Source organism: Streptomyces cinereoruber (genome assembly GCF_009299385.1).
GTDB classification, from domain to species: Bacteria; Actinomycetota; Actinomycetes; order Streptomycetales; family Streptomycetaceae; genus Streptomyces; species Streptomyces bikiniensis.
The window spans coordinates 3285272-3310793 of the sequence record NZ_CP023693.1 but is presented as its reverse complement, the minus strand read 5'-3'; the positions used below and the strand labels follow the sequence as shown (position 1 = coordinate 3310793).

Sequence of the window (25522 nt, the reverse complement as noted above, 5' to 3'; positions counted from 1 at the left end):
GCTAGTGGGAGCCGACGGGGCTCGGGTCGTCCGTCGGGGTCTCCTCCGGCATCTCCAGCCGGCGCATCCGGCGCACGGGGGAGAGCAGCACGATCAGCGAGGGGACGAAGAGGCCGATCGCCGAGATCACGACGGTCTCGCGCAGGCCGAGGCCGGTGGCGAGGGCGCCTCCCATCAGGGAGCCGACGGCGAGGGTGCCCCAGGAGAGCGAGCGCACGGTCGCGTTGACCCGGCCCTGGAGGTGCTCGGGCGTGATCGTCTGGCGGAAGCTGATGACGGTCACGTCCCACACGGGGATGCCGAAGAAGCCGATGAAGGTGGCGACGCCGGCGAGCACGGCGGCGCCGAGGGAGTTCCCGTCGACGGTGGCCAGGAGGAGGAAGCCGAAGCCGGGGAGGGCCACGGCGGAGACCAGCGTCGGGCCGACGCCCAGCCAGGTGATCAGCCGGTCGGACAGCAGGGCGCCGACGAGACCGCCGACGCTGCCGACGGCGACGATCAGGCCGACCGCGGTGGAGCTGAGCCCCGCCTCGTCGATGAGGTAGAGGAAGTACACGGCCATCACCGAGCTGAAGAACAGACTCAGGAAGAAGACGGCGATCGTGCACCAGCGCAGCAGCGGGTTGCGGCCGACGAGGGAGAAGCCCTCGCGCAGCGAGGCCCAGACCGACTGCTTGCCCTCGGCGTCGGCGCCGGCCTCGGGCCGGGGCGCCTCGTCCGCCGGCAGCCGCAGCAGGGTGAGCGCGGAGACCAGGTAGCTGACGGCGTCGACGGCGATCACCAGGGGGGCGCTCAGCACGCCGATGAGACCGCCCGCGATGCCCGGTCCGGCGACCTCGGCGGTCGAGGCGGAGGCCTGGAGCCGCCCGTTGGCCTCCATCAGCCGGTCCTTGCCGACGAGCCCCGGGAGGTAGGACATGTAGGCGATCTCGAAGAAGACCGTCATGACGCCCACCAGGAACGTCACGAGGAGCAGCTGCGCGATCGTCAGGATGTCCAGGAGGTACGCCACCGGGATCCACGCCAGCGCGGCGAACCGGATCAGGTTCGCGCCGATCAGGAGGGGCCGCCGGGCCCTCCGGTCCACCAGGACGCCGACGAACAGGCCGAACAGCAGGAACGGCAGCGATTCGAGGGCGCCCAGGAGGCCCGCCTCCATCGGGGTCGCGTCGAGGACGACGACCGCGGTGAGGGGCAGTGCCACGTAACTGATCTGGGTCCCCAGGAAGGAGACCGACTGGCTTGCCCAGAAGAGGGCGAACGCCCTGTTCTTGAAGAGGGATCCGGGCGGGCGGGTTGCCTCCACGGCAGACCTCCAGATTCGGCGGGGTGGGCGACCGGGCGTCGCACGGGGGCGTCGCTCAGTCCAGGGCGTCGACCAGGCTCAGCGGTCGCATGTCCGTCCAGTGCGCGTCGACGTGGGCGACGCACGAGGCACGGTCGGCCGGACCGTGGACGGGGGTCCAGCCGGCCGGCGGCGGGGCGAACTCCGGCCAGAGCGCGTACTGGCCCTCTCCGTTCACCACGACGACACAGCGGTCCTGGGCGCCCAGGGTCGGATCCGGCATCGGGTTCTCTCCTCGGGTCGCCTGACGGGGAAGCGACGCGCGGCACCGTGCCAGGTACAGGCAGGAGTTTGCCGCGCTGATGACATCACCTTTCCATGATGGTCATGGGTTTGGCAATGTCTTGCCAGAGCTGTGCCCAAGGGTTAACGTGACGTCCTGTCCGACTCGGACGACACGGTGCCGGCCGGCGCCGCGCCTTCTCCGCTCCCTCCGCCGACAAGGGGGACGGTGGGCCCGGCCATCCGGTCACCGAACTTCTCGCTCGCTTCATTTGGGGGTATTTGTCATGCGATGTACGCGTCGAATCGCGGCTGTTCTGGGTCTGTTCGCCATCGTCCTCGGCGTGGGACACGCCGATGGCGCCGGAACGGACGAGCCGCTCGGCCGCACGGTCGCGCTCGCGGGTCACGCGGCTCCGATGATCGACTGGCCGTGACGGCCGTCGTCGGACCGCTGTGGCGGGCACCAGGACGCCACCTGGTGACTGCCTCGCTTTTTGCCAAAAATTGACAAATGCTTCTCCGATAGGCAAGCTGTCAGTGACAGGGGGTGGGGGAAGGCGCGATCGCGCCTTCCCCCACCCCCTTGTTCCATCGGCAAGGAAGGTTTCAGCGGTGGTCGATCAGCCCCACTTCGGCAGGCGACTGCGCATGCTCCGGCAGGAACGGGGGCTGTCCCAGGCGCAGTTGGCAGACGGAGCCATGTCCCCCGGGTACCTCTCACGACTGGAGTCCGGCGCCCGCCCTCCCACGCCCAAGGTCGTCGCCCAGCTCGCCGAACGGCTCGGCGTGGCCGAATCGGCCTTCGCCGCCCCGTCCGCCGCGGACCGGGAGCCCGTGGAGGACCTGGTCAAGGCGGTCACCGCGGAGAGCGGCGCCGCACACGTCGGCGAACTCCTCGACCGCGTCGGCGCCGAGCGGACCGGCCTGGGGGCCCCGCTGCGCTGGCTGGCCCTGTGGGCGCGGGCCCGGATCCGGCGGGACGACACCCCCGACGAGGACCTGCTCGCCCAGGGCGAGGAGCTGCTGCGCATCGCCGAGGAGAGCGGGATCCCCGAACTGCGGGCCCGCTCCCTGGTCCTCGTCTCCCGCCTCCACCGGTCGCTCGGCGACGTGAAGGCGGCCCACGACCTCGCCGCCGCCGCCTACGCCGTCGCGATCGAGCACGAACTGCCGCAGGCCGACGCGGTCCGCGCGCTCATGGTCCTGATCTCCACGGAGGCCGAGTCGAGCCGGCTGCCCGACGCCCTGAAGCACGTGGCGGACCTGGAACTGCTCTCCCGGGACACCTCGCGGCCCCTGCGGGTCGAAGCCCTGTGGACGGCCGCCGGCGTCTACGTCCGGCACGGCAACCACACGGCCGCCGAGGCCCGGCTCGCCGAGGCCGTGGAGCTCGGCAGCAGCCGGGACGACCTCGTCCTGTGGATGCGGCTGCGCTTCGCCGCCGCCTCGCTCCGCCTGCAGATGCACCCCTGCCGGCTCGAAGGGGCCCGGCAGGCCCTCGACGAGGCCGAGCCCGCCGTCGCCCTGGTCGGCACCGCCCGGCAGCGCCTCGAATTCCGTACGATCCGGGCCCACGCGCACTTCCACGCCGGGGAGATCGGGGCGGCGCGCGCCCTGTGCGAGGAGATCGGCGCCGAGGCGCGGGGGCTGGAGTTCCGCGACCGGGTCCGGTTCGACGTCCTCGCCCAGCTGATCGAGATCAGGTCGGGGCACGTCGACGCCGGTGTCCGGGCCATCGAGACGCTGGCCCGGAAGGCCCACGAGACGGGCCACATGGACCTCGCCGCGGAGATCTGGAAGAACCTCGCGGAGACCCTGGCCCTCGTCCGGTCGGCGTGACGGACCGCCCCCGGACGCCGAAGGGCGAAACCACGACGTCGGGCCCCGGCAGAAGCCGGGGCCCGACGTCATGAGGGGCGGAGGGCGAACGGCGGCGCGGCGCGTACCGGTCAGCGCGCCCGGCGCGGCGGTACGAGCACCGCGCAGCCGAGCAGCGCGAGCGCGGCGCAGCCGAAGCACGCCCACAGCCCCGGCGCACCCACCCCGAAGGCGCCGGGGGCGGCGCTCTGGAGACCCGCCGCCACCGCGACGCCGAGCGCCCCGCCGGCCTGCTGGCAGGTGACCAGGGCCCCCGAAGCGGTGCCCTGGTCCGCCGGCCCCGCGGCGGCGCTGGCCAGCATGACCGCCGCCGGGTAGGCCACGGCGATGCCCGCGCCCACGAGGAGCGCGGCGGGCAGCAGATGGGTGGCGTAGGAGCCGGACGGCACCGTCGTGTACAGCAGTTGACCCGCGGCGATCACGCCGAGCCCGAGGAGCAGCAGCAGCGCCGGCGGCCTGCGGTCGGCCAGCCGGGCGGCGGGCGTGGACAGCACGCCCACGGCGACGCCCTGCGGCAGGAAGGCGAGACCGGCGGCGAGCGCCGACCAGCCCTGCCGGTCCTGGAGATCGGTCGCCACGAGGAACATGGCGCCGGTGACGCCCGCGAACGCGCCGCCGAGCGCGACGCAGGCCGCCGCCATGCGCCGGTCGGCCACCAGACCGAGCGGCAGCAGCGGGGCGGCGGCCCGCCGCTGCACGGCGAGGAACACCAGGAGGGCGAGCAGGCCCGCGCCCGCGACCGCGGCGACCCCGGCGACGGGCGCCGCGCCGACCCGCCCCACCCCGTGGACGAGGGCCGCCAGGCCGCCGGTGACCAGCAGCGCGGAGCCGTAGGGCAGGGGGCGCCGGACCGCGCCCGTGGCCTCCGGGGGGTCGGGGAGACGGCTGCCGAGGGCCAGGACCAGGACGGTCAGCGGCACGTACAGGACGAAACCGCTCCGCCAGCCGAACAGTTCCGTGAGCAGCCCGCCGCTGACGACGCCGAGCGAGAAGCCCACCGCCCCCATCGCGCTGAAGACGCCGAGCGCGCGGTTGCGCGGGGAGCCCTCCGGGAAGCTCGCGACGATCAGGGACACCGCGGCCGGCGCGGTGATCGCGGCGCCCGCGCCCTGGACGGCCCGGGCGAGGACCAGGAGGAGCGCGTCATGGGCCAGGGCCGCGCCCAGCGACCCCAGGCCGAAGACCGCCACCCCGGCGAGGAACACCCGCCGTCCGCCCCACCGGTCGGCGCAGCCGCCGCCGGCCAGGAGCAGACCCGCGTACGCCACGAGGAACGCGCTCGCGACCAGTTGCAGCTGGTCCGGGCTCGGCGTCAGATCGGCCCGGATGTCGGCCAGTTGGACGTTGATCGCGGACAGGCTCATGCCCTCGAAGAGCACGGCCGTGCACAGCACGAGCAGGGTCGTCCAGGCCCGCCGGTCGAACCGGAAGGCGGCATCGGCCTGCGGGGACGTCGTGGTCATGCGGATTCCTCGCGGACGGGCGTACGGGTTCCCCGCGCGGCGGGAGGGGACGGCTCGGCGCCGGGGGGAGCCCCGCCGGCCAGGGAGGACCGGGCGAGGCGGTAGGCCGCCCCGAGGTCGTCCCCGTCGTACCGGTGGCGGGCGAGCCCGCGCAGGGTGGCGTCCGCGTTCACGGCCACGGTGTGCTCCAGTACGCGGAACAGCGGCACGTCCGACACCGAGTCCCCGTACGCGGCGCAGGCCTCGCGGCCCAGACCGAGCCGCGCGCGGATCCGCTCGACGGCCGGGACCTTGTCGGCGGGGGTCAGGATGCCGGCCGGGTCGGGTGCGCCCCGCAGCGGCAGCGGCGGGAAGACGGAGGCGACCACCTCGTCGACGCCGAGCGCCGTCAGCCGCCCGGCGAAGAAGTCCGGGGACATGGTCACGACGACCGCGTGCTCGCCGCGCCGCCGGATGTCCGCCAGGACCTCCGGCAGCCCGCCGATCCACGGGGCCGCGTCGAACGCGTCCGCCACGACCTCGGGCGTCAGCTCCGCCCACAGCCGGCACACCGCCGCGGCGAAGCCGCGCGTGTCGAGCGTGCCGGCCGCGAACTCGCCTTCCAGGAGCAGCAGTTCGGGAAGCCGGTCGAGCCGGCGGGCGATCTCCAGGCTCGCGGTGGTGCCGCGCAGCAGCGTGCCGTCCAGGTCGAAGACGTGCAGCCGGCTCACCGGACGGCACCGGTCCCGGCGGAGGCGCCGTCCGCCGGGTAGTACGTCCAGCCGGGCGGTCCCTGCTCGCCGCGCCAGGCCGCGAGCAGGGCCGCGCTCGCGGGGAAGAGCGGAGCGGGCAGCTCCTCGGGGGAGGCCCACACCCAGCGGTCGAAGACCTCGGGCTCCGGGGTGGCGGGCACGGGCTCGGGCGCGATCGCACGGGCCACCACGCCCGCGGTGACGTGGGTCCGGCCGGCGCCGGTGTGCAGCGCGACGGTGAAGACGCGCGCGTCCGTCGCCCCGTCGATGCCGCACTCCTCCGCCGTCTCGCGCAGCGCGGCCTCCTCGAAGGTCTCGCCCGCCTCCACCGAACCGCCGGGCAGACACCAGGACGGCGCCTCGCCCCGCTTGATCCGGTGGCCGATCAGTACGGCCCCGTCGGCCCGCAGCAGCAGCGTACCGACCCCGACGACGGGCCGGGGGCGCGGGTCGGGTCCGTCGGTCACCGGGCGCCCGCCAGGTCGCGCAGGGCGGAGTCGGCCGCGTAGTGGCCGCTGATCATGGCCGCGACGATGCCGCGGAACAGGCCGCACGCGTCGCCGGCGACCCACGCGGGGGCGTCCGCGAGGCGCAGGTCGCCGTCGACCCGCGGGTACCAGCCCACGCCCTCCAGGGTGGGGCCGATCAGCTGCGTCTCCTCGTCCCGGATGACGGGGAAGGCGTCGGCGAGGCGGGACAGGCCGCGCACCATGATCTCGCGCAGCTCCGGACCGTAGACCCGGTCGAAGGTGGCGACGGCCTCCGGCTCGCCGTCCACGAGCGCCGTCATGGGGACGGTGAAGTGGGACGCCTCGTCGGCCATCGCGGCGAGGGCGGGGGCCATGGCCCGGCGGGCCACCTCCTCGTCCATGATCCGGGTGTTGAAGCCGACGTTGGACCGGCCGGTGGGCGGGCAGTCGGAGCGGCCGGACACCGTCCACAGGCCCTGGGTCTCGGTGAGCGCGGCCTCGCCGTCGCGGCAGGCGCAGAAGGTGCGCCACTCGACCCCGCCGTCCTCCTCGCGGAAGCGCAGCTTGGGGTCGAGCTGCTTCATGTCCCGGAAGAACGCGCGGTCGGCGGGCTGCTGGATGCGGAAGCCCACCTCCAGGCGCCGGAACGAGTGCTCCGAGGTCAGCGTGTCGAGGCCGAGCGGCCCGAACCGGCCGCTCGCCAGCAGGAGCCGGCGGGCGACCAGCTCGGACTCCTGCCCGTCGGCGCCGCGCAGCACCAGCCGGAACGCGTCGGCCACCGGGTCGTAGGCGGTCTTCACGACCTCGGACCCGGTCAGGACCGTGGCGTCGGTCGCGGCGACCATGTCCTCCGTGAGCCGCAGCCGGGCCTCCAGCGACAGGTAGTCGGAGGGGTACTCCTTGAGCACCCACTCGCCGGAGCCGACCGTGTACGCGGTCGGGTCGGACGGGTACGGCGGGGTGTCGAGGCCGTAGGAGCCGAGGAGTTCGCAGGTCCAGTCGTAGGCGGCGCGCAGGTCCTCGGCGCGCGGCAGCGTCCACAGCTCGCTGGCGGACGGGAAGAAGGAGAACTTGCCGTCGGAGAACAGGCCGGCGCCGCCGTGGCCGCGGGTCAGGTCCTCCGCCGCGTAGCGGTCGCGGGCGGTGACGGGCTTGCCGCCGTCGACGAGCGCGACGCGGTACGGCGATCCGGCGAGGCGGTGGGCCGCGGCGAGACCGGCCGGGCCGGCGCCGACGATGACGAGGTCGAAGGTGTTCACGATGCTCCAAACGGGCAGGACCGACCGCGCCCGGGCAGCGGCGGGCGTGCGCGGCGCGGCGGTGTCGGATGGTCCGCGGACGGGTGGGCGGCGCGAGGGCCGGGTGCGCCCGCGGTTGGTCGAGGAGTTCTTCGGGTGGTCCGCGGATGGACGGGTGGCGCGAGGGCCGGGTGCGCCCGCGGTTATGCGAGGAGTTCTTCGAGGTCGGGGAGGCAGTCGCCGCAGCCGGTGTTGGCGCCGGTGGCGAGGCGCAGGGCCGGGACGTCGCGGGCGCCCGAGCACTTCGCCGCCAGGATCGCGCTCTCCGGGACGCGGGCGCAGAGGCAGACCAGTGGGTCCTCCGCCGGCGGGCAGATCGTCACGGGCGGGCCTCCAGGGTCTCGCGCAGCAGGCCGAGCGCCCGGTCGAGGACGTCCGTCATGACGTCCAGGTCGCGGTCGTCGACGACGAGCGGTGGATGGATGTTGATGACGTCCGGGGCCATCCCCGTCGAGGCGACGACGAGCCCGGTGTCCGGGTCGGCCGTCAGGCACAGGCGCCGCAGCGCGGGCGCGTGGTCGCCGGTCAGCACCAGGCGGGCCGCACCGCCGAAGGCCCGGCAGCCGCTCACCAGGTCGGGGTGGGCAGCCCGGAGCTTCTCCAGCCGGATCGTCATCCGGTCGGCGAGCCGGTCCATGTCCCCGGCCGGGTCCGCCCAGCCGTCCCAGCGGTCCAGGACGGCGCGGACGACGCCCAGGGCGTGCGGGATGCCGATGTACGTGGAGGAGTGGCTGCCCGGCCGGTAGGTGGCGGGGTCGGCGAGCGGTTCGCGGGCCCAGACGGCGCTGAGCGCGGCGGCCCCGTTGGTCAGGGCCTTGCTGGCGACGACCACGTCCGGGGTGACGCCGGCGCGCTGGAAGCCCCAGCGCGGGCCGGTGCGGTGCATGCCGGTGAAGATCTCGTCGGCGATCACGACGGCGCCGTTGTCCCGGGCGTGGGCGACGGCGGCGCGCAGCAGCGCGGGGTCGGGCTCGGCCATGCCGCCGACGTTCTGGACGGACTCGAAGACGAAGGCGCTCACCTTGCGGGCGAAGCCCCTGCCGCCGACGCCGGAGAGTTCGGAGCCCCACCGGCTGGCCGCCGCGACGCATCCCGCGCCGCAGCCGGCGGTGGGGGACGCGGCGGCGTGGGGGCAGCGCCCGCAGTCGGGGCTGGGCAGGCGCACCACCTCCAGGCCCCAGGCCGCGAGGAGTTCGCGGTAGCGGGGGCTGGAGCTGAGCATGCTGGTGACGCCGGAGCGGCCGTGGAAGGCGCCTTCGAAGACGACGACGGTGCCGGGTCCGACGGCGCTGAACGCGATGCGCAGGGCGGTCTCCATGCCCTGGGCGCCGCCCAGGTCCAGTTCGACCCGGCCGGGCGCGCCGACGGCCTCGCCGAAGAGCCGTTCGAGGCGCTGGAGCACGTCGAGCCGGAGGTCGGACTCGCAGAACGACGGGAGCGCGGGCATGTCCTCGCAGTACGCGAGCGCGTCGCGCAGGATCCGCTTGTCGTAGCCCCAGGCGACGGTGCCGTTGGCGGCCTCGGCGTCGAGGTACGGGCGCCCGTCGGCGGCGTGCAGGTAGCCGCCCTCGGCGCGGACGAAGCGCGGCACGTGATCGGCCCGGTAGATGAGGTTGCCGGCGCCGGCGTACGGCGGGACGGTGACGGTCATGCGGCTGTCGCCTCCTTCGGCGCGGGGTGGGGGGTGGAGCGGCTGTCGGTCTCTTCGGTGCGGCCGTCGGTTTCTTCCGTGCGACGGGAGGCGGTGGTGCGCCAGGCCCCGGCGGGCGTGGTGGCGATGAGCGGCGCGACGCCCTCCTCGTTGCAGTGGATCCAGCCGGTCAGCACGGTGAGCACGTCCCAGCGGGCGTCGCCGTCCGGGAGCGGGGCCCGGCGGAGCAGGCGGAGCCACTCCTCGATCCGCGCCGGGTCCGCCGCCTCGCGGGCCCGCGCGCCCCACGGCCCGTCCAGCGCGGCCAGCCGGTCGAGGCTCGCGTCGAGCCGCAGGTCGTGGGCGGGGGTCTCGGCCTCGGCGGCGCGCAGCAGCGTGCGCAGGGTCTCCTCGGCGGCGGCCGGGTCGGCGGGCGCGGTGCCGAGGAGCGGCCCGGCGCACCAGGCCCAGCCGGTCTGGTACGAGAAGAGCTGCAACTCCCGTGCCACGTCGGCGGGTTCGTCGGCGGTGTGCATGAAGTTCAGCAGCCCGTTGACCCGGCCGACGCGGGTCCGCAGGTCGCCGCTGCGCGCGGCGGAGGGCTCGGCGGAGCCCTTGGCGGCGGTGAGGCGCACGCTGGCCGGCAGCTCCCGGTCCGTCCCGCGGTCCTCCAGGAGGACGAGCAGGGAGGGGCCCGAGGACAGCAGCGGGTCCACCAGCGCGATCCGCTGGGCGGAGGCCGCGTTGAACTGGTACCGCCACAACTCCCGTACCAGGAGCGGGTCGAAGCGCACGGTGGTGGCCGCGACCGGGTGCCAGCCGAGGTCCCGCAGGATGCCGAGGACCGGTGCGCAGCGGCGTCCGGCCACGGCGTCGGGCTTCAGGACGACGAAGGTGTGCCGGTGCAGCGCGTCGGTCCCGAGGGCGGGGGCGAGCGAGGCGAGCGCCTCGCGCATGTACGGGTCGTGGCGGTAGGCCTCGGCCTTGCGGGGGTCCCGCGTCAGGGAGTCCAGGGCGCGGGCGTCGACGGCGGAGTGCGACACGGTCTCATCTCCCTGCGGGTGCGGGTGCGGGTGCGGGTGCGGGTGCGGGTGCGGGTGCGGCCGGCGCGGTCAGGCGTCTGCCGCCCAGGGGCAGCGGGGCGCCGTCGAGGAGGACGACGCGGCTTCCGTCGGGGTGCGTCCCGGGGGCCAGGGCGAGGGAGCCGGCGGCGAAGGCGCGGACGGTCCACTCCAGGCAGGGCCGGTCGCTGAGCAGCTTCTGGTCCCGTTCCTGGGCCGGGGCGTCCCCGTCGGGCCGGACGGGGACGGGCGGCCCCTGGCACAGGACGGCCCCGCCGTCGTGGCTGCCGTCGACGAGGAAGCAGGAGGTACGGGTGGTGGGGTGGCCGAGCCGCATGGCCTCGGCCACCGGGTCGTTGCCGATCAGCACCCGGCGGTGCCGCGCGTCGAGCACGGTGAGGTCGCCGGGGTGCTGGTTGATCATCCGCCCCTGGTAGCGGGTGAGCAGGTCGCCCTCGATCCAGCGGTGGTAGGCGAGGACGACGAGGTCGAGGGGGCCGTTCTCCTCCTCCCAGGCGGCCATGCGGGCGTCGAGCCCGTCGTGCCACTGCCGGGCCCGGCGCCGGTAGGCGGCGCGGGCCTCGGGGGTGACGGCCCGGGAGGCCGTGCCGCAGTACGCGTCGAAGTCGCCGGTCCAGGCCTCGACGCCGCGCTCGCGGGCGACGGCGAGGGCCGGGGACCGGGTGCCGTGCGAGGCGACGAGGGCCACCCGGTACTGGTCGGGCTCCGCGTCCTGGAGGTCGAGCAGGGTGCGCAGGTTGGCGCCGGTGGCCGAGACGAGCACCCCGATCCGCAGCGGCCCGCTCCCACCGACCCGCCGCAGCGGCATCGGACCGGGGGCGTCCACGGAGCCGTACGGAGAGGTGGAGGCGTCCGGGGACACGGCGGCGTCCGGGAGGGCCGAGGCGGCCGGGGAAGCGGAGGCGGCGGTCCGCGTCACGCCGCGTCCGCGACGTCGAGGGCGGCCCACTGCGCCCGGGTGGCCGCGAGCATGCCGTCCGGGAGCTGGCCGGCCTCCAGCGGGGCGAGTCCGAAGGCGCGGTGGGCGGTGCCGGCGGCGAGGTCCCACAGCCCGTCGCCCTTGAGGTCCCGGCCCATGGCGTTGCGTATCTGCTGGGCCAGCGGCTGGGATCCGGCCGCGACGATGCCGCCGGACTGGTACCACAGGCCGTTCTCCTCGCCCTGGGTGAGGTCCTGGCCGCCGAGCCGCGCGGAGTCGCAGCGGTCGGTCATCATCATGGAGTTCTCCAGGCCCATCAGGGTGACCGCGCGGCTCGCGATGGCCAGGTCGACGTGTTCGCCGTCGAAGTTGATGCAGGCGGCGATGCGGCCGGCGGCGGCCTCCCGCATGATGGCCGCGGGCACCGGCCCGGCGATCTCGTCCATCGCGTCCAGGGTCCAGCCCGGCAGGTCGTAGGAGGCGAGGGTCGCCTCGCGCGCCGCGCGGGCCCGGGTGGTGCGGAAGGCGTGCCGGATGTTCAGCGGCATGTCGTTGAAGAGGTGGTCGGTCACGACCCGCGCGCCGGTGCCGTTCCACTCGGAGGCCCAGGCGATGTCGACGATGTCCTTGACCAGCCGGGCGCTCAGGAGCGGGTCGGTCCGGGTGAAGTGGCCGAGCGCGGGCCGGACCCCGTTGCCCAGCAGCATGGGGACGACCCAGTCGAACCCGGGGTGGCGCGCGGAGGTCTGGCCGTGGAAGTCCGAGGCCGGCGAGAAGGCGTCCGGCGAGAGGACCATGTAGCACAGGCCGTACTCGCCGAGGCGGGCCAGCCGCTCCCACTCCGAGCGGGTCGGCGCCCAGACGGTGTCGGCCGGGGTGCCGCCGTGGCTGGAGAGCAGCGGACCCTCCAGGGCGACGCCGACGACGTGCGGGATCCGTCCGGCGCGCCGCATCGCGTCGTAGCGGCGCATGAACCTCTCGAACTCGCCCAGCCGGTGGTGGTGCAGGTACAGCGTCGGGATGCTGAGCACCCCCTCCCGGGCGCAGATCTCCTCCAGGAGTTCGAGGTCGAGCCGGGAGAACTCGGAGAAGTCCACGCCGGCAAAGCCGTGGCAGTGGACCTCCACCGGAAGCAGCGTCGCGTGGGACTGCTCGGCCGGGCCGGACGGGTTCGCCATCGATCATCCCTCTTCGTGTTGCCGGTTTCTGTCAAGAAGCCTTTGACAAATGTTGCCTGACTGGGCGGGAGGCTTGACCATACCACCGTGCCGTTCCAGGGCAAGGGGCATCTGTGCGTGACATGGAAGCGGACCGCCGACGGGCCCATGTACCGGGAAAAGCCTGCTGAAAGGGGAGGTGTAGGCCTTGACTGGCTTGTCAGAGTTGCCTACGTTGACTTGGCAATGACTGGCAAAGCCTGTCAAGGAAGTCGAAGGAGGGACCGTGTCGCACCAGCTCGTGGTGTTCGACAACAGCGGTGTCCTGGTGGACAGCGAGACGCTCGGCAACCGCGTCCTCGCCGAGGCGCTGACCGCCGAGGGCGTGCCGACGCCCTTCGCCGACGCCGTCGAGCACTACCTGGGCAAGTCCTTCGCCGACGTGCTCGACACGGTCCGCCGGCGCACCGGCACGCCCCTCCCGGACGACTTCGGCGCCCGTTTCCACGCCCGGCTCTTCGCCGCTTTCGAGCGGGAACTGGCACCGATGCCCGGCGTCCACGACGTCCTGGACGAGCTCGACGCCCGGGGCGTGCCCTACTGCGTCGCCTCCAACGACACGACCGACCGCATCCGCGTCACCCTCGGACTCACCGGCCTCGCCCCCCGGCTGGCCGACCGGGTCATCGGCGCGGACCAGGTGGCCCGCCCCAAACCCGCCCCCGACCTCTTCCTCCGCGCCGCCGCCCACCACGGCGTGGCCCCCGAGCGGTGCCTCGTGGTGGAGGACAGCGCCCGCGGAGTCGCCGCCGCCCGCGCGGCCGGCGCCACCGTCCTCGGCCTGGCCGTCCTCACCCCGCGCGCCCGGCTCGCCGACGCCCACCGCGTCCTCGGCTCCCTCGCCGAACTGCGCGCCCTGATCCCGTCCCTGTGCGCCGCCCCGAGGCCCCCGGAGGCCCGCCCGTGACCGACGACCGTCTCCTCGGCCTGCACGTCCTCGACCTCGACGGCACGCTGCTGCGCTCCGACGCCACCCTCGGCGACTACGCCCGCGACGGACTCAACGCCCTGCTCGACGCGGGTACGGCACTGACCGTGGCCAGCGCCCGCAGCGCCGTCGCCATCCGCGAGCTGCTCGCCGGGGTCCGGCTGACCCTGCCCGTCGTCGAACTGAACGGGGCCTTCCGCACCGACCTCGCGACCGGACGCCACCTGGCGCACGCCACGCTCGGCCCGGAGACCGCCGCCGCCGCGCTGGACGCGCTCGCCCGGCTGGCCGCCGAACCCGTGCTCACCACCTGGGACGGCACCGCCGACCACGTCCTGCACGGCCCCTGCGACGACCCCGCGACGGCCTGGTACATCGAGGAGAAGCGGGCGTACGGCGACCCGCGGCTCCGCCGCTGCCCCGACCCGTACGCGGCGGTCGCCGGGGCGCGCACCGCCCAGCTCGTCGCCTTCGTCCCGGACGCCGGGGCCGACGCCGCGGCCGACGCGCTCCGTACCGCCCTCGGTGACACCGCAGGGGTCACGGCCGCCGCCAACCACTACGCACCCGGCTGGACCGAGATCCAGATCGCCCACCCGGAGGCCGAGAAGGGCCTCGCGGTGCGCCGGCTCGCCCGCGAGGCCGGACTCGACGGCGCCCGGCTGACCGTCTACGGGGACCACCTCAACGACCTGTCCATGTTCGCCGTGGCCGACCGCGCCGTCGCCCCCGCCAACGCCCACCCCCGCGTCCTCGCCCGCGCGTCCGTCGTCACGGCCCCCAACGACGAGGACGGCATCGTCCGGTACCTGCTGGACGGCCACCTGCCGGACGGGGACACCCTGGACGCACACCTGCCGGACGGAGCCCCGTCGTGCTGATCGTCCTGGAAGGCATCGACGGCAGCGGGAAGACCACCGTGGCGCGGCTGGTCGCGGAGGCGCTCGGCCCCGACGGGGCCGTCCCCGCCGGCAAGAAGGAGGTCGGCGCCGTCGACCCGGCCACCGCGGCCCGCGCCGCGGCCCTCCGCGACCTCGTCTGGTCCTCCCCCGAGGCGCACGGCGACACCTACGGGGCCGCGCACTGGATCCTGCTGATCGCCTCCTGGTACGCGGGACTCGCCCGGCTCCGGCCCGAGCTGACGGACGCGGACACCGTCACCGTGATGGACGGCTGGTACTACCGGAACATCGCCAAGACCCTGATCCGCGAGCCCCTCGACCCCCACTGGGTCGAGTCGCTCTTCGCGCCCGTGCCGGAGCCCGCGCTGACCGTCCTCCTCGACGTCGACCCGGAGGTCGCCCGGTCGCGCCGCGACACGTTCAAGGACACCGAACTCGGCCGCTGGGACGGCTTCACCGGCCCGCCGCACGAGGCCTTCCGCGACTACCAGTCGGTCGTCCGCCGCGCCCTGCTGCGCATGGCCGCGGAGCGCGACTGGCTCGTCCTCGTCCCGCACCCGGACGACCCACCGGAGCACACCGCGGCGGCCGTGGTGGCCGCGGTGCGCACGCTGAGGAGAACCCCATGAGCCCCACCCGCGACCTGGTCGGCACCTCCGACCTCGACATCTTCGCCGACACGCTCGCCGACGTCGCCGCCGGGCGGCGACCGGCGGACGAGCTCGACCGGCTGCCCGCCGCCGACTCCCCCCTCGCCCTGCGGCTCCGCCGGGCCTACGGGGAGACGCTCGCCGCCGGGGGCGGGCCGCAGCCCGAACCCCTCCCGCACCAAGGAGAAACCGTGATCGACTACCTCGACCGGCTCACCGTCGACTGGTCCGACTTCGAGAGGGCCGGCGAGATCACCCGCGACGTCGTGCACCGCCTCGCGGACGACAAGGAGTCCCTGCGCAAGCTGGTCTACGACGTGGAGAACAAGCCGGAGCTGCTCGCCATGTGCGAACGGCACCAGCTGCTCGACTACATCGTCCTGTACGACGCCCTCGACCGCGGCGTCCGGCTGCGCCTGCACATCTCGACCGAGGACCACTTCGACCGCCCGCACGACCACCGGTTCTCCTTCTCCAGCCGCATCGTGGCGGGCGGCTACACCCACACCTGGTACCACTTCGACGGCGACCTCTACGCCGAAGGACCCGACCCGGAGGCGCGGCGGTACCTCAGCCGGCACAACCCGGACCCGCGCGCCGAGGGCGTGCAGGAGCGGCTGACGCCGCACATCGTCCGCCGCGAGGAGCCGGGCAGCTGCTACACGCTGCACCACAGCGCCCTCCACACCACGTTCACCACCCCCGACACCGTCTCCCTCTTCCTGCGCGGACCGGTCGAGAAGGACCGCTCCGTGATCATGGACAAGGCGGAGGGCACCCTCTGGTGGCGCTTCGGCCGCCAGGACGAGCCCGAGGAGCGGCGCCGGCAGAAGGCCATGGGCCTCGACGCGTACCGCGAGATCCGGGAGCGACTGGAGAAGCTCGGCGTCATCTGACGCCCGGCCCGCCCCCTTCCCCTCCGCACCGGACGACCGGTGCCCCTCAGAGAGAGAACCGCCATGACCGTCGAGACGGCAGACCGGGTGCACGTCAACAACACCGTCGTCGAGCTCTTCGAGAACGTCGGCCCCATCGACTGGGACGACCTGCCCGCCGCCGCCGAGCTGACCCAGCGGCTGATCCGCGAGTTCGCCGCGGACAAGGCCCTCTTCCGCCGGCTCCTCCTGGCCGTCGAGCACGACCCGTACCTGTGGGCCAAGTGCGAGGAGGACGTGGTCGAGGACAAGATCGTGCTCTGGGACGACGTGGAGAAGGGCCTGCGCATCAGGCTCCGGATGTCCACCGACCACCAGCAGCAGCTCGCCCACAACCACCGCTTCTCCTTCACCAACCTGGTGCTGCGCGGCACCTACCTGCACCGCAACTACGTGGCCCGCAACGGCTTCGACGAGAACACCCTGCCGGACGACGTCCAGCCGCTGATGCTGCACGAGGACCGCGCGGGCGAGTGCTTCACCATCCACCACAACGCCCTGCACTCCACCCCCTTCACCGAACTGGGCACCATCTCCCTGGTGCTGCGCGGCAACCCGGTCAAGGACCGGGCGCCCGTCATGTTCAAGGAGGCCCGCGGCCGCGAGGAGGCGCTGCGCCGCCACCAGGAGGACCAGGAGGCGACCGGACGCGGCGAGCTGTCCGAGATCGAGCCGGAGACGGCCGAGGTCGGCACCATGTTCTGGCGGGTCGGCGAGGACCGCGAGTCCGCCGAGCGCCGCGCCGAGCGTCAGATGACCAAGGAGAAGTACCACTTCTGGTGCCGCCGACTGGAAGAGCTGGGGATCATCTGAATGCCCATCCGACGGCTCACCCCGGGGCGGGGAGCGCTGCGCTACGGGGTCGTGGGCCCCGGCGGCCACGCGCGGGAGAACCTGCTGCCCGCCCTGGCGGTACTGGACGGCGCCCGGCTCACCGCCGTGGCGGCCCGCCGGCCCGAGGCCGCCGAGGAGGCGGCCCGGCGCTGGGGCGCCGAACTGTGGACCGAGGACTGGACGGAGCTGCTCGACGGCCCGGCCGGGCCCGTGGTCGACGCCCTGGTCGTGGCCGGCTCCCCGGAGCTGCACGCCGACGTCCTGGAGCGGGCCCTCGCCGCGGGCGTCAGCGTCTTCGCCGAGAAGCCCCCGGCGCCCGACACCGCGACGCTGGAGAAGCTGGTCGCCGCCGAACGGGCCGCGCCGCCCGGCACGGTGGCGTTCGTCGGCTTCAACTTCCCCCACGGCCAGTCCTACCGGAAGCTCCGCGACACCCTGCGCCCGCACGGAGAGCTGCGCGCCCTGGACGTGCGGCTGGTCTCGGCCAAGCCGACCGCGCCGGTCTGGGGCTGCGCCACGGTGGAGGACAGCCTGCTCCAGGGCCTCGGCACGCACGCCGTCGACCTGGCGCTGCGCGAGCTGGGCGTCCCCGACCGGATCACGGCCCGCCGCGCGGACATCGACGCGCGGCGGACGGCGATCCGCGTCTTCCTGGAGTACGCGGACGGGCGGCTCGCCACCCTCCTCGTGGGCAACTACTCCAACCGCCTCGAATACCGCTGCGAGCTGGTGACCGAGGAGGGGGTGGTCGGCCTCCTGGACGACTTCAACACCCTGACGGTCGCCCGGCCGGCGGATTCCCCCGGCGCGGGCGCCCTGGACGGCAAGGAGACCCTCCGGTACGACTGGCCCGCCCGGCGCGGCGGTTACGGCCGCACCGGCTACGCCACCGAGCTGGAGGCCTTCCACCGCGCCGTCGTACGGGGCGGGCCCGGCGACTCGCCGCTCTCGTCCTGCCTGGAGGTGTACCGGGTCCTCGACGAGGTCCGCCGGCAGACGGGGGCGCGCGCGTGACCGCCGTCCCGTCCCTGGCGGGACGCACCGCGCTCGTCACGGGCGGCGGCAGCGGCATCGGCCGGGCCGTGGTCGTCACCCTCGCCTCGCTCGGCGCCCGGGTCGCGGTCAACCACCCGCCCGGCGCGGCCCCTGCGCCGGACGGCGAGGAGCTGCCCGACGGCTGCTTCGCGGTGCCGGCCGACGTCCGCGACCGGCGTCAGGTGTCCGCCCTGTTCGAGACGGTCGGCCGGCGCTTCGACCGGCTCGACATCCTCGTCAACAACGCGGGCGTCTTCCCGCGCGCGCAGGTCCTGGACATCGACGAGGCGGGGTGGGACCTCGTGCTCGACACCAACCTCAAGGGGGCCTTCTTCTGCTCCCAGGAGGCGGCGGCGATGATGGTCCCGCAGCGCTCGGGACGGATCGTGAACGTGGCGTCGAGCGCGGCCCTCACCGGTTCGCCGAAGGGCGCGCACTACGCGGCGAGCAAGGCCGGGCTCGTGGGCCTCGGCAAGTCGCTGGCGCGGGCGCTCGGCGGGTACGGCATCACGGTGAACACCGTGGCGCCGGGGGTGACGCGGACGGCCCAGCCGGGCCTGGACGAGGACGGGTTCCTGGCCGAGGGCCGGAAGGTCCCGCTGGGCCGGGTGGCCCGGGCCCAGGACGTGGCGGACACGGTCGCCTTCCTGGTCGGCGACGCGGCCGGCTACCTCACCGGGCAGACGCTGGGCGTCAACGGCGGCACGGTGATGGTGCCGTGAACCCGCACGAGACCGCACCGACCGGTTCCGTGCGCGCCGCGCCGACCGACTCCGCGCCGGCCGCGCCCGCCGGTCCCGCGCCGACCGACCCCGCGCCCGCCGCCTCCGTGCGCGCCGCGCTGGTCGAGCGGTGGGGCGAGCCGCTGCCCCGGGTGCGGGCCAAGCTCTCGCCGGTGCTGCACCCCTGGCTGCGCCGCTTCGTCGAACTGTCGCCGTACGTCGTGGTGGCGAGCGCGGACGGGGACGGGCGCTGCGTCGCCTCGCCCCGCGGCGGCGCCCCCGGTTTCGTCCGGGTCCTGGACGAGCGGACGCTGTTCCTCCCCGAGGAGTCCGGCAACCGCCTGCTGCAGACCCTGGGGAACCTGGAGCGGAGCCCCGGCGTCGGGCTGCTCTTCCTCCTCCCCGGCATGCCCGAGACCGCCCGGGTCAACGGGCGGGCCGAACCGCTGACCCGCGGCGACCCGCGGTGGGCCGCGCTGCCCCTCGACGCGGCCGAGCGCGAGCGCCTGCTCTGGGGCTCGCTCGTGCACGTCGAGGAGGCCTACTACCACTGCGGGCGGGCCGCCCGGTTCGCCGAGCTGTGGGACACCGCCCGGATCAACCGCAACCAGACGGATCCGCCGCTGCCCAAGCGGCCGGCCCCGGTCATCGAAGGGGAGAAGCATGTGCGGCACGGTCGGCCTGTTCATGGGGTGCGCGGCGGTGAGCCTGTGCCCGAAACAGGCGCTGTTCGCCCGGCGGGATGACCCGGGCGGGGCCGTGGACGGGGCGGGGGCCGCGGTCCACGCCAAGGCCGGCGAGGACGGAACCGACGCGTACGCGAGCCCGTTCCGCAACTGGTACGAGCGGGCCACGGTCCGCTCGGCGGACCGCCGGGAACTCGGCCCGTCCGCCGCGGACCAGGGCTTCTTCGCCCCCGAGCTGGTGCCGCTCGCCTCCCACCCGCTGATCGCGGACCTGCGCGGCGAACGGCCCGACATCCACCGCGACGTGCTCGTCCGCCACCTCTACCGGTACCTGGACTTCACGGCCAAGCTGGAGCACCTGGTGGTCAACCGGACCGTGCTCGGCATCGCCCACGGCACGATCGGGGTGCGGCTGCCCGAGGCCATGCGGCTGGACGCGTTCAAGATCTACTGCGACGAGGCGTACCACGCGCTGTCCTCCGCGGACCTCGCCGCCCAGGTGCGCCGGGCCACCGACGTCCGCGCGGAGCTGCCCGAGGTGCCGTACTTCGTCACCCGCCTGGAGCGGTACCTGGAGGAGACCCCGGACGACCTGACGGCCCTCACCGAGATCCTCTTCGTGATCGTCTCGGAGACCCTCATCACGGCCCAGCTGTCGGAGATGGGGAACGACCGGAGCATCGTCCCGGCGGTCCGCGAGGCCGTCCGCGACCACGCCCTGGACGAAGGCCGCCACCACGCCTACTTCGCGGTCTTCCTGCGCCACCTGTGGGGGCAGCTGACACCGGCCACCCGGCGCCGCGCGGCCCTCCGGGTGCCCCGCCTCATCCGGATATTCACGGACCCCGACGTGCCGTCGGTGGAGAGGGAGGTCGTCGGTTACGGATTCTCCCGCGACGACGCCCGGCGGATCGTCACCGAACTCTTTCCGGACGCGGCCGTGACGGCTTATGCGAAAACCGTCTCCCAGCAGACGGTCCGGCATTTCGCCTCGGTCGGGGCACTGGACGACGAGCAGGTGCGCGCGGAATTCGCCGCGCACGGACTGCTGTGAAGCAAGGACGGAAGGACAGGCTGATGACAGACACGATCACGGCCGAGGACGGCCCCCGCCTCCTCGGACTGCTGCGCGAGCGGGGGCTGCTGCCGGACGGACACCTGTGCGTGTACGCGGCCGGCTCCCTGGTGCGCGGCTGGGGCAACGCCACGAGCGACCTCGACCTCTACGTGGTGACCGACGGGCCGGCCCGCCCGGAGGGCGTGGAGGACTTCCACCCGGTGGCGCTGTCCCCGGACCGCGTGCCGGTGGCCGTCCCCACCCTCGGGGACCGTCGCGGCGACGTCGAGTACTGGTCCGCGGACCAGCTCGGACAGCTCCTCGCGAAGGTCTCCTGGGAGGCCTACCGCGAAGGGCGCGACGTCGGCGCCACCGTGAGCCAGGTGGAGCGCGACGCGCTGGTCAAGCTCGGCCACGCGGTGGCCCTCGACGGCGCGCCGTGGCTGGCGGAGCGGCAGCGGACGCTGCGGGAGTCCGCCTTCGGCCGGACGATCGCCGCCCGGAGCCTGGACCTCGCGGACACCTTCGCCGAGGACGCCCTCGGCCAGCTCGGCGCGGGGGACGCGGAGAGCGCGCTGCTCACCGCGAAGCTCGCCTTCGGGTACGCGGCGGACGCCCTGCTCGCGCACCACGGGGAGTACGGCACCACGGCCAAGTGGCGGTCGAAGAAGTACCGGGCCGCGGCGCCGGCCGTGCTGCCCTTCGAGCGGTACTGGCGGATCGAGACCATGCGGGACTACGACCCCGGCGACCCGGGCCGCTGGATCGAGGACGTCATCGGCTGCGTGCGGCGCGTCTCGATGGAGGTGGAGGTCTGATGCCGGCGGAGGTCCACGGGCGCGCCGTGCCCCGGCACGGCCTGGAGGTCCGCATCCGGTCCTCGGAGGGCGCGATCCTGCTCGCCCGCTACGACCAGGCGTACGAGCTGCCCGAGGTGGCGGCGTTCATCTGGCGGCGGATCGACGGCACCGGCCGGGTCGAGGACATCGCCCGGGCGGTCGCCGAGCGGTACGGCATCGACGCCGGCACGGCGCTGACCGACACCGCGGAGATGCTCGCCTGGCTGCTCGACGAGGAGCTGATCCGGCTCGGCGACTGACCGGAAAACCTCCTGAATTCCTTCCCCCACGGGGTCGGAAAAGCCGTTCTCGAATTTCGGGAACGGCTTGGAGGCATTTCCTTTTTCGGGGCCGGAAAATAAATTCTGGATCGGGGTTGCGGGGCTTCCGGAATTCCTCCTAGCATCATCTCGTCAACACCGCACCGGATCAGCCGGGGCGGTGGATTCCGATAATGATGAGGTGCTTTCTCATGCAGCAGTACACCAAGCCGCAGGTGCAGAAGATCGACTTCTCCCGCGTCATGATGAACAACCGCTGAATCCAGTAGCGGACCGGGGCGCCTCTTCTTCACCTTCGGAGGCGCCCCTCCTCTTTTCCACCCACCAGAAAGGAACGGGAGCATGTGCGGACTCGGCGGTCTGGCCCGTATCGACGGGCAGGACCTCGGTGTCGAAGCCGACGCGATCCTGGCGACCATGGCCCGCACGCTGGCGCACCGCGGACCCGACGAGGAGGAGCTGCTCCGCCGCGGACGGGTCGGCATGGCCTTCACCCGGCTCTCCCTGGTCGACCCGGAGAACGGCGGCCAGCCGCTCTACAGCGAGGACCGCTCGGTCGTCCTCATCGCCAACGGCGAGGTCTACAACCACAAGGAGCTCAGCGCCACGCTGCCGGCCGGGACCCGCTTCCGGACCGGCTCCGACTGCGAGGTCCTCGTGCACCTCTACCAGCAGAAGGGCCTGGACTTCCTCGACGACGTGCGCGGCATGTTCGGCCTCGTGCTGTGGGACCGGCGCCGCGACGTCCTGCTCCTCGCCCGCGACCACTTCGGGGTGAAGCCGCTCTTCTACACCCGCGACGAGCACCGGATCGCCTTCGCCTCCGAGATCAAGGCGCTCTTCGCCGACCCCGCCACCCCGCGCCGGGTCGACTGGGACGCCGCGCTGGTCAACCCCACCGTGACGTCCGCCCCCTCGCTGGACCTCGCCCCGCCCACCACCTACTTCGAGGGCGTCGAGTCCGTCCCGGCCGGCACCGTCCTGGAGATCGACCTGCGCGACGGCGCGACCCGGCGCCACACCTACTGGTCCCTGCCCGACTTCGACGGCGACTCCACCCGCACCGACGCGGAGATCGTCGGGGAGTTCCGCGACCTGCTCGCCGACTCGGTGCGCGCCTGCGCCACCGCGGACGTGTCCATCGGCCTCTTCCTCAGCGGCGGCGTCGACTCGGCCGCGGTCGCCGCCCTCGCCGCCGGCACCACGGACCTGCAGACCTTCTCCGTGCTGAGCGGCTCGACCGTGGTCAACGGCGACGCCCGGCACGCCCGCCTCGTCGCCGACAAGCTCGGCGTCGCCAACCACCAGGTCCGGTTCGACGCCTCCCACGTGCCCACGGCCGAGGAGTGGAAGCGGCTGCTGTGGCTCACCGAGATGCCGACGTGCAGCCCGGAGCAGTACTACAAGCACGAACTCCACCGGTACGTGCGCGCCGAGCACCCCGAGATCAAGGGCATGCTCCTGGGCGCCGCCGCCGACGAGTTCTGCGGCGGCTACTCGACCACCAGCGTCGGCGACGGCGGCTGGCGGGCCTTCGAGGGCGCCCTCGGCGGACTGGCCCGCCGCGGCAGGCTGGAGGACGGCCGCCCCCGGCTCGCGGCGTGGTGGGAGGGGGCCGAGGGCGGCCTGCTCACCGACGCGGCCCTCGGCCCCGCCCGCGACCTGTTGGGCCGCGACCCCTACGGCGCCTTCGTGGCGGCGAAGATGCGCGACGTCGAGCAGTTCAACTGCTGGCACGAGGACCGCACCGCGGCCGGCAGCGGCACCGAGGCCCGCGTCCCCTTCCTCGACCGCCGCCTCGTCGAACTCGTCGCGTCCATCCCCGCGGCCCGGCGCGAGCGCCTGCTGTGGGACAAGGCCATCGTCCGCGAGGCGGTCGCCGACCTGCTCCCGCCCGAGGTGGTCCACCGCCCCAAGGTGCCCTTCTTCTACGGCGAGGGCATGCAGCACACCCACCGCCCCTTCATCGGGATGCTCACCCGCGACGGCGGCGCGCTCGTCGAGGAGGCCCTCGCCACCCCGCGCGGCCGGGAACTGCTCGACGCGGACCGGGTCCGGGCCCTGCTCCGCCGCCTGGCCGACGCGCCGCTCTCCGCCCACGTGGAGCGGCTCCTGCCGCTGCTCAACCTGTGCCTGCTCGACACGATGGTCGCCGAACTCCCCCCGCCGCTCGTCGAGACCGCCGTACTGCTGCCCGCCGTGCGCCCCGCCCACCGGATCACCGACTGGGACACCGAGGCGCCGCGCGTCGAGGAGCTGGTGTTCGCGGCGCCGCGCTGGACGCCGGACAGCGTCCTGGCCCTCGCCGACCACGTCGAACTGCTCCGGGACGACGCCGGCACCGCGTACCTCGCCGTGGACGGCTCCCTGGAGTACGTGCTCGGGCCCGACGACCCGTGGACGGCCCTGCTGCGCTCCCTCGACGGCACGCGCACCCTCGCGGAGGCCTGCGCGGCCCTCGACACCCGCCCCGAGGCGTTCCGGAACCTGCTGGACGACTCCCTCGACCTCGGCCTGCTGCGCCCGACCGCCGCGCCCGCGCCGGCCACCACCCCCCACGACTGAGACGGGAACACCGATGACCACCGACCTGGCGATCGAGGCCGTGGACCTGGCCCGCTCCTACCGGACGCGGACCGGGTGGCTCAAACCCCAGCGCAAGACGATCGACGCCGTCAGGGGCGTCTCCCTGGAGGTGGGCCGGGGCGAACTCTTCGGCCTGCTCGGCCCGAACGGCGCGGGCAAGACCACCACGATCAAGATGCTCAACACGCTGCTCCTGCCCACCTCCGGCAGCGCCCGCATCCTCGGGTACGACGTCGCCCGGCAGCCCCTGGAGGTGCGCCGGCGCATCGGCTACGTCTTCGGCGGCGACCGGGGCCTCTACGAGCGGCTGTCCGCCCTCGACAACCTGCGGTACTTCGCCGAGCTGTACGGCGTCGAGCCCCGCGAGCAGCTGCCCCGCATCCACGAACTCCTGGAGACCGTCGGTCTGAAGGGCCGGGAGAAGGAGCGCGTCGAGGGCTACTCGCGCGGCATGCGGCAGAAGCTCCACATCGCGCGCGGCCTGCTCCACCGCCCCGACGTCCTCTTCCTGGACGAGCCGTCGATCGGCGTCGACCCGGCCGCCGCCCGCGAACTGCGCCGGACGGTCGCCGACCTGGTCCGGGGCGGCACCACCGTCCTGCTGACCACCCACTACATGGCCGAGGCCGACGAGCTGTGCGACCGCATCGCGGTCATCGCCTCCGGCACGGTCCGGGCCGAGGGCACGCCCAACGAGCTCAAGGACCGGGTGCGCAAGCTCGACGTCCTGGAGATCCAGGTCCACGACGCGGTCGGCGAGGAGCACCTGCGGCGGCTGCGGGAGATCGAGGGCATCGAGCGGGCCACCGCCGAGACCGACGGCACGGTCGACGTCGTGACCGTGCACGCCCTGCCGTCCCACGGCAGCCACGCGTCCGTGCTGGCCGCCCTCGCCGACCTGCGCACCGGCAAGGTGACGACGCGCGAGCCCACGCTCGAGGACGCCTACCTCTCGATCATCGACGACACCGCGGCCACGGGGAGCGAGGCATGACCGCATACGGCACCTCCCGCGGCCCGTACCGCTTCTGGCGGCTCATGGCGGTGGGTCTGCGCACCCACGTCCTCCACCTCTCCCGCTCCGGCGTCGAGCTGGTGATGGCCGTCTTCTCGCCGCTCGTCTACGCGACGCTCGCGGTCTACCTGTTCAAGGCCGGCGACCACCCCGACCGGCTGCTCCAGGCGGCGGTCGGCGCGGGCCTGATGGGCGTCTGGTCCGCCGTCCTCTTCGGGGCCGGCGGCGCGATCCAGGAACAGCGCTGGATGGGCACGCTCGAAACCCTGGTGTCGGCGCCGACCCGGTTCTCCCTCGTCCTGCTGCCGATCACCTTCGCCACCGCGTTCGTGGGCCTCTACTCGCTCGTGGCCACCGTGGCGTGGGGCGTCCTGCTCTTCGACATCCCCTTCGCCCCGGCGTCCCCCGGACTGTTCGTCCCGGCGATGCTGGTGTGCGTCGTGGCCCTGGGCATGATGGGCATCCTCATGGCGGCCACCTTCGTGCTGCTGCGCAACGCCAACGCCCTGGCCAACGCCCTGGACTACCCGGTGTGGATGTTCTCCGGGGTGCTCGTCTCCACGGCGACCCTGCCGGAGTGGACGCGCCCGGTGACCTGGGCGCTGCCGACGAGCTGGGCCGCCCGGGCGATGCAGGCGGCCACCAACGGCGGAGAGGTCCTGGTGCCGTCGCTGGCGGCCCTGGGCCTGGGCGCCTGCTACGTGGCGTTCGCCCTGATCGCCCTCGTCTGGGTGGAGCGCCGCGCCCGCGGCGCGGGCACCCTCGCACTGACCTGAGCGCCGGAACACAGCGGA

General features: G+C 74.0%; 26 protein-coding genes. 15 read left to right on the top strand and 11 right to left on the bottom strand.

What is annotated here, in order from left to right; genetic code table 11:
- Nucleotide 1 precedes the first annotated feature (1 nt).
- Nucleotides 2-1306: an MFS transporter gene (locus tag CP977_RS14670; RefSeq protein ID WP_229991643.1), complete on the bottom strand. Its 1305-nt coding sequence runs from the start codon at nucleotides 1304-1306 to the stop codon at nucleotides 2-4.
- A 55-nt stretch (nucleotides 1307-1361) separates the two neighbouring features.
- A complete protein-coding gene (locus CP977_RS14665; protein ID WP_062754677.1) occupies nucleotides 1362-1568 on the bottom strand; it encodes an MbtH family protein in 207 nt (68 codons plus the stop codon).
- 614 nt (nucleotides 1569-2182) lie between these two features.
- Between CP977_RS14665 and CP977_RS14660 the strand changes: the two genes are divergently transcribed.
- The gene (locus CP977_RS14660; RefSeq protein WP_063915172.1) at nucleotides 2183-3409 is read left to right on the top strand and encodes a helix-turn-helix transcriptional regulator; all 1227 of its coding nucleotides are present in this window, start codon (nucleotides 2183-2185) and stop codon (nucleotides 3407-3409) included.
- A 110-nt stretch (nucleotides 3410-3519) separates the two neighbouring features.
- Here CP977_RS14660 and CP977_RS14655 read toward each other — a convergent pair whose 3' ends face one another.
- The 9 genes from CP977_RS14655 to CP977_RS14615 all read right to left on the bottom strand — a co-directional run bounded on the left by CP977_RS14655 (nucleotide 3520) and on the right by CP977_RS14615 (nucleotide 12219).
- Nucleotides 3520-4911, bottom strand: a complete 1392-nt coding sequence (locus tag CP977_RS14655) for an MFS transporter (protein ID WP_152370236.1) — start codon at nucleotides 4909-4911, stop codon at nucleotides 3520-3522.
- A complete protein-coding gene (locus CP977_RS14650) occupies nucleotides 4908-5621 on the bottom strand; it encodes an HAD family hydrolase (RefSeq protein ID WP_063915173.1) in 714 nt (237 codons plus the stop codon). The genes CP977_RS14655 and CP977_RS14650 overlap by 4 nt, the downstream gene beginning before the upstream one ends.
- On the bottom strand, nucleotides 5618-6109 hold the full coding sequence (locus CP977_RS14645) for a nucleotide triphosphate diphosphatase NUDT15 (RefSeq protein WP_167308925.1): 492 nt from the start codon (nucleotides 6107-6109) through the stop codon (nucleotides 5618-5620). Before CP977_RS14645 ends, CP977_RS14650 begins: the two co-directional genes overlap by 4 nt.
- Nucleotides 6106-7371 carry an FAD-dependent oxidoreductase gene (locus CP977_RS14640; RefSeq protein WP_062754687.1) on the bottom strand — a complete coding sequence of 422 codons (1266 nt, stop codon included), beginning with the start codon at nucleotides 7369-7371 and terminating at the stop codon, nucleotides 6106-6108. Before CP977_RS14640 ends, CP977_RS14645 begins: the two co-directional genes overlap by 4 nt.
- Before the next feature lie 182 nt (nucleotides 7372-7553).
- On the bottom strand, nucleotides 7554-7733 hold the full coding sequence (locus CP977_RS14635) for a (2Fe-2S)-binding protein (protein WP_109187218.1): 180 nt from the start codon (nucleotides 7731-7733) through the stop codon (nucleotides 7554-7556).
- Nucleotides 7730-9061, bottom strand: a complete 1332-nt coding sequence (locus CP977_RS14630) for an aminotransferase class III-fold pyridoxal phosphate-dependent enzyme (protein WP_062754691.1) — start codon at nucleotides 9059-9061, stop codon at nucleotides 7730-7732. The genes CP977_RS14635 and CP977_RS14630 overlap by 4 nt, the downstream gene beginning before the upstream one ends.
- Complete coding sequence (locus CP977_RS14625) at nucleotides 9058-10083, bottom strand: nucleoside-diphosphate kinase (RefSeq protein ID WP_152370234.1); 1026 nt, start codon at nucleotides 10081-10083, stop codon at nucleotides 9058-9060. Before CP977_RS14625 ends, CP977_RS14630 begins: the two co-directional genes overlap by 4 nt.
- Before the next feature lie 4 nt (nucleotides 10084-10087).
- Nucleotides 10088-11041, bottom strand: coding sequence for a formyl transferase (locus CP977_RS14620; RefSeq protein ID WP_152370233.1), 954 nt, complete (start codon nucleotides 11039-11041; stop codon nucleotides 10088-10090).
- Complete coding sequence (locus CP977_RS14615) at nucleotides 11038-12219, bottom strand: hypothetical protein (protein ID WP_183953332.1); 1182 nt, start codon at nucleotides 12217-12219, stop codon at nucleotides 11038-11040. The genes CP977_RS14620 and CP977_RS14615 overlap by 4 nt, the downstream gene beginning before the upstream one ends.
- Nucleotides 12220-12484: 265 nt before the next feature.
- On the opposite strand from CP977_RS14615, the gene CP977_RS14610 reads away from it, so the two are divergent.
- From CP977_RS14610 to CP977_RS14545, 14 genes are all read left to right on the top strand, one after another.
- On the top strand, nucleotides 12485-13165 hold the full coding sequence (locus CP977_RS14610) for an HAD family hydrolase (RefSeq protein WP_062754695.1): 681 nt from the start codon (nucleotides 12485-12487) through the stop codon (nucleotides 13163-13165).
- Nucleotides 13162-14067, top strand: coding sequence for an HAD hydrolase family protein (locus CP977_RS14605; RefSeq protein ID WP_159057788.1), 906 nt, complete (start codon nucleotides 13162-13164; stop codon nucleotides 14065-14067). The genes CP977_RS14610 and CP977_RS14605 overlap by 4 nt, the downstream gene beginning before the upstream one ends.
- A complete protein-coding gene (locus CP977_RS14600) occupies nucleotides 14061-14717 on the top strand; it encodes a dTMP kinase (protein ID WP_152370232.1) in 657 nt (218 codons plus the stop codon). The genes CP977_RS14605 and CP977_RS14600 overlap by 7 nt, the downstream gene beginning before the upstream one ends.
- A complete protein-coding gene (locus tag CP977_RS14595; RefSeq protein ID WP_199834596.1) occupies nucleotides 14714-15634 on the top strand; it encodes a hypothetical protein in 921 nt (306 codons plus the stop codon). The genes CP977_RS14600 and CP977_RS14595 overlap by 4 nt, the downstream gene beginning before the upstream one ends.
- A 63-nt stretch (nucleotides 15635-15697) precedes the next feature.
- Nucleotides 15698-16486, top strand: coding sequence for a hypothetical protein (locus CP977_RS14590; protein ID WP_062754701.1), 789 nt, complete (start codon nucleotides 15698-15700; stop codon nucleotides 16484-16486).
- Nucleotides 16487-17521 carry a Gfo/Idh/MocA family protein gene (locus tag CP977_RS14585; RefSeq protein WP_062754703.1) on the top strand — a complete coding sequence of 345 codons (1035 nt, stop codon included), beginning with the start codon at nucleotides 16487-16489 and terminating at the stop codon, nucleotides 17519-17521. It begins immediately after the preceding gene.
- On the top strand, nucleotides 17518-18264 hold the full coding sequence (locus CP977_RS14580; RefSeq protein ID WP_062754705.1) for an SDR family NAD(P)-dependent oxidoreductase: 747 nt from the start codon (nucleotides 17518-17520) through the stop codon (nucleotides 18262-18264). Before CP977_RS14585 ends, CP977_RS14580 begins: the two co-directional genes overlap by 4 nt.
- Nucleotides 18261-19010, top strand: a complete 750-nt coding sequence (locus CP977_RS14575) for a pyridoxamine 5'-phosphate oxidase family protein (RefSeq protein WP_062754707.1) — start codon at nucleotides 18261-18263, stop codon at nucleotides 19008-19010. The genes CP977_RS14580 and CP977_RS14575 overlap by 4 nt, the downstream gene beginning before the upstream one ends.
- Nucleotides 18928-20004: a diiron oxygenase gene (locus tag CP977_RS14570; protein ID WP_152370231.1), complete on the top strand. Its 1077-nt coding sequence runs from the start codon at nucleotides 18928-18930 to the stop codon at nucleotides 20002-20004. Before CP977_RS14575 ends, CP977_RS14570 begins: the two co-directional genes overlap by 83 nt.
- 23 nt (nucleotides 20005-20027) lie before the next feature.
- Nucleotides 20028-20825, top strand: a complete 798-nt coding sequence (locus CP977_RS14565) for a hypothetical protein (protein ID WP_062754711.1) — start codon at nucleotides 20028-20030, stop codon at nucleotides 20823-20825.
- Nucleotides 20825-21106 (top strand): PqqD family protein, encoded by a 282-nt coding sequence (locus CP977_RS14560; RefSeq protein ID WP_152370230.1) that lies wholly within the window; start codon nucleotides 20825-20827, stop codon nucleotides 21104-21106. Before CP977_RS14565 ends, CP977_RS14560 begins: the two co-directional genes overlap by 1 nt.
- Nucleotides 21107-21469: 363 nt before the next feature.
- Nucleotides 21470-23692, top strand: a complete 2223-nt coding sequence (asnB, locus tag CP977_RS14555; RefSeq protein WP_062754713.1) for an asparagine synthase (glutamine-hydrolyzing) — start codon at nucleotides 21470-21472, stop codon at nucleotides 23690-23692.
- A 13-nt stretch (nucleotides 23693-23705) separates the two neighbouring features.
- A complete protein-coding gene (locus CP977_RS14550) occupies nucleotides 23706-24707 on the top strand; it encodes an ABC transporter ATP-binding protein (protein ID WP_062754715.1) in 1002 nt (333 codons plus the stop codon).
- Nucleotides 24704-25504 carry an ABC transporter permease gene (locus tag CP977_RS14545; RefSeq protein WP_062754717.1) on the top strand — a complete coding sequence of 267 codons (801 nt, stop codon included), beginning with the start codon at nucleotides 24704-24706 and terminating at the stop codon, nucleotides 25502-25504. The genes CP977_RS14550 and CP977_RS14545 overlap by 4 nt, the downstream gene beginning before the upstream one ends.
- Nucleotides 25505-25522: the final 18 nt, after the last annotated feature.

Excerpts from the sequence above, each read along its gene's own strand:
- CP977_RS14665 (WP_062754677.1), bottom strand. The coding sequence starts at position 1,568 with ATGCCGGATCCGACCCTGGGCGCCCAGGACCGCTGTGTCGTCGTGGTG.
- CP977_RS14655 (WP_152370236.1), bottom strand. The coding sequence starts at position 4,911 with ATGACCACGACGTCCCCGCAGGCCGATGCCGCCTTCCGGTTCGACCGG.
- CP977_RS14630 (WP_062754691.1), bottom strand. The coding sequence starts at position 9,061 with ATGACCGTCACCGTCCCGCCGTACGCCGGCGCCGGCAACCTCATCTAC.
- CP977_RS14615 (WP_183953332.1), bottom strand. The coding sequence starts at position 12,219 with ATGGCGAACCCGTCCGGCCCGGCCGAGCAGTCCCACGCGACGCTGCTT.
- CP977_RS14595 (WP_199834596.1), top strand. The coding sequence starts at position 14,714 with ATGAGCCCCACCCGCGACCTGGTCGGCACCTCCGACCTCGACATCTTC.
- CP977_RS14590 (WP_062754701.1), top strand. The coding sequence starts at position 15,698 with ATGACCGTCGAGACGGCAGACCGGGTGCACGTCAACAACACCGTCGTC.
- CP977_RS14585 (WP_062754703.1), top strand. The coding sequence starts at position 16,487 with ATGCCCATCCGACGGCTCACCCCGGGGCGGGGAGCGCTGCGCTACGGG.
- CP977_RS14570 (WP_152370231.1), top strand. The coding sequence starts at position 18,928 with ATGTGCGGCACGGTCGGCCTGTTCATGGGGTGCGCGGCGGTGAGCCTG.
- CP977_RS14565 (WP_062754711.1), top strand. The coding sequence starts at position 20,028 with ATGACAGACACGATCACGGCCGAGGACGGCCCCCGCCTCCTCGGACTG.
- CP977_RS14560 (WP_152370230.1), top strand. The coding sequence starts at position 20,825 with ATGCCGGCGGAGGTCCACGGGCGCGCCGTGCCCCGGCACGGCCTGGAG.
- asnB (WP_062754713.1), top strand. The coding sequence starts at position 21,470 with ATGTGCGGACTCGGCGGTCTGGCCCGTATCGACGGGCAGGACCTCGGT.
- CP977_RS14550 (WP_062754715.1), top strand. The coding sequence starts at position 23,706 with ATGACCACCGACCTGGCGATCGAGGCCGTGGACCTGGCCCGCTCCTAC.
- CP977_RS14545 (WP_062754717.1), top strand. The coding sequence starts at position 24,704 with ATGACCGCATACGGCACCTCCCGCGGCCCGTACCGCTTCTGGCGGCTC.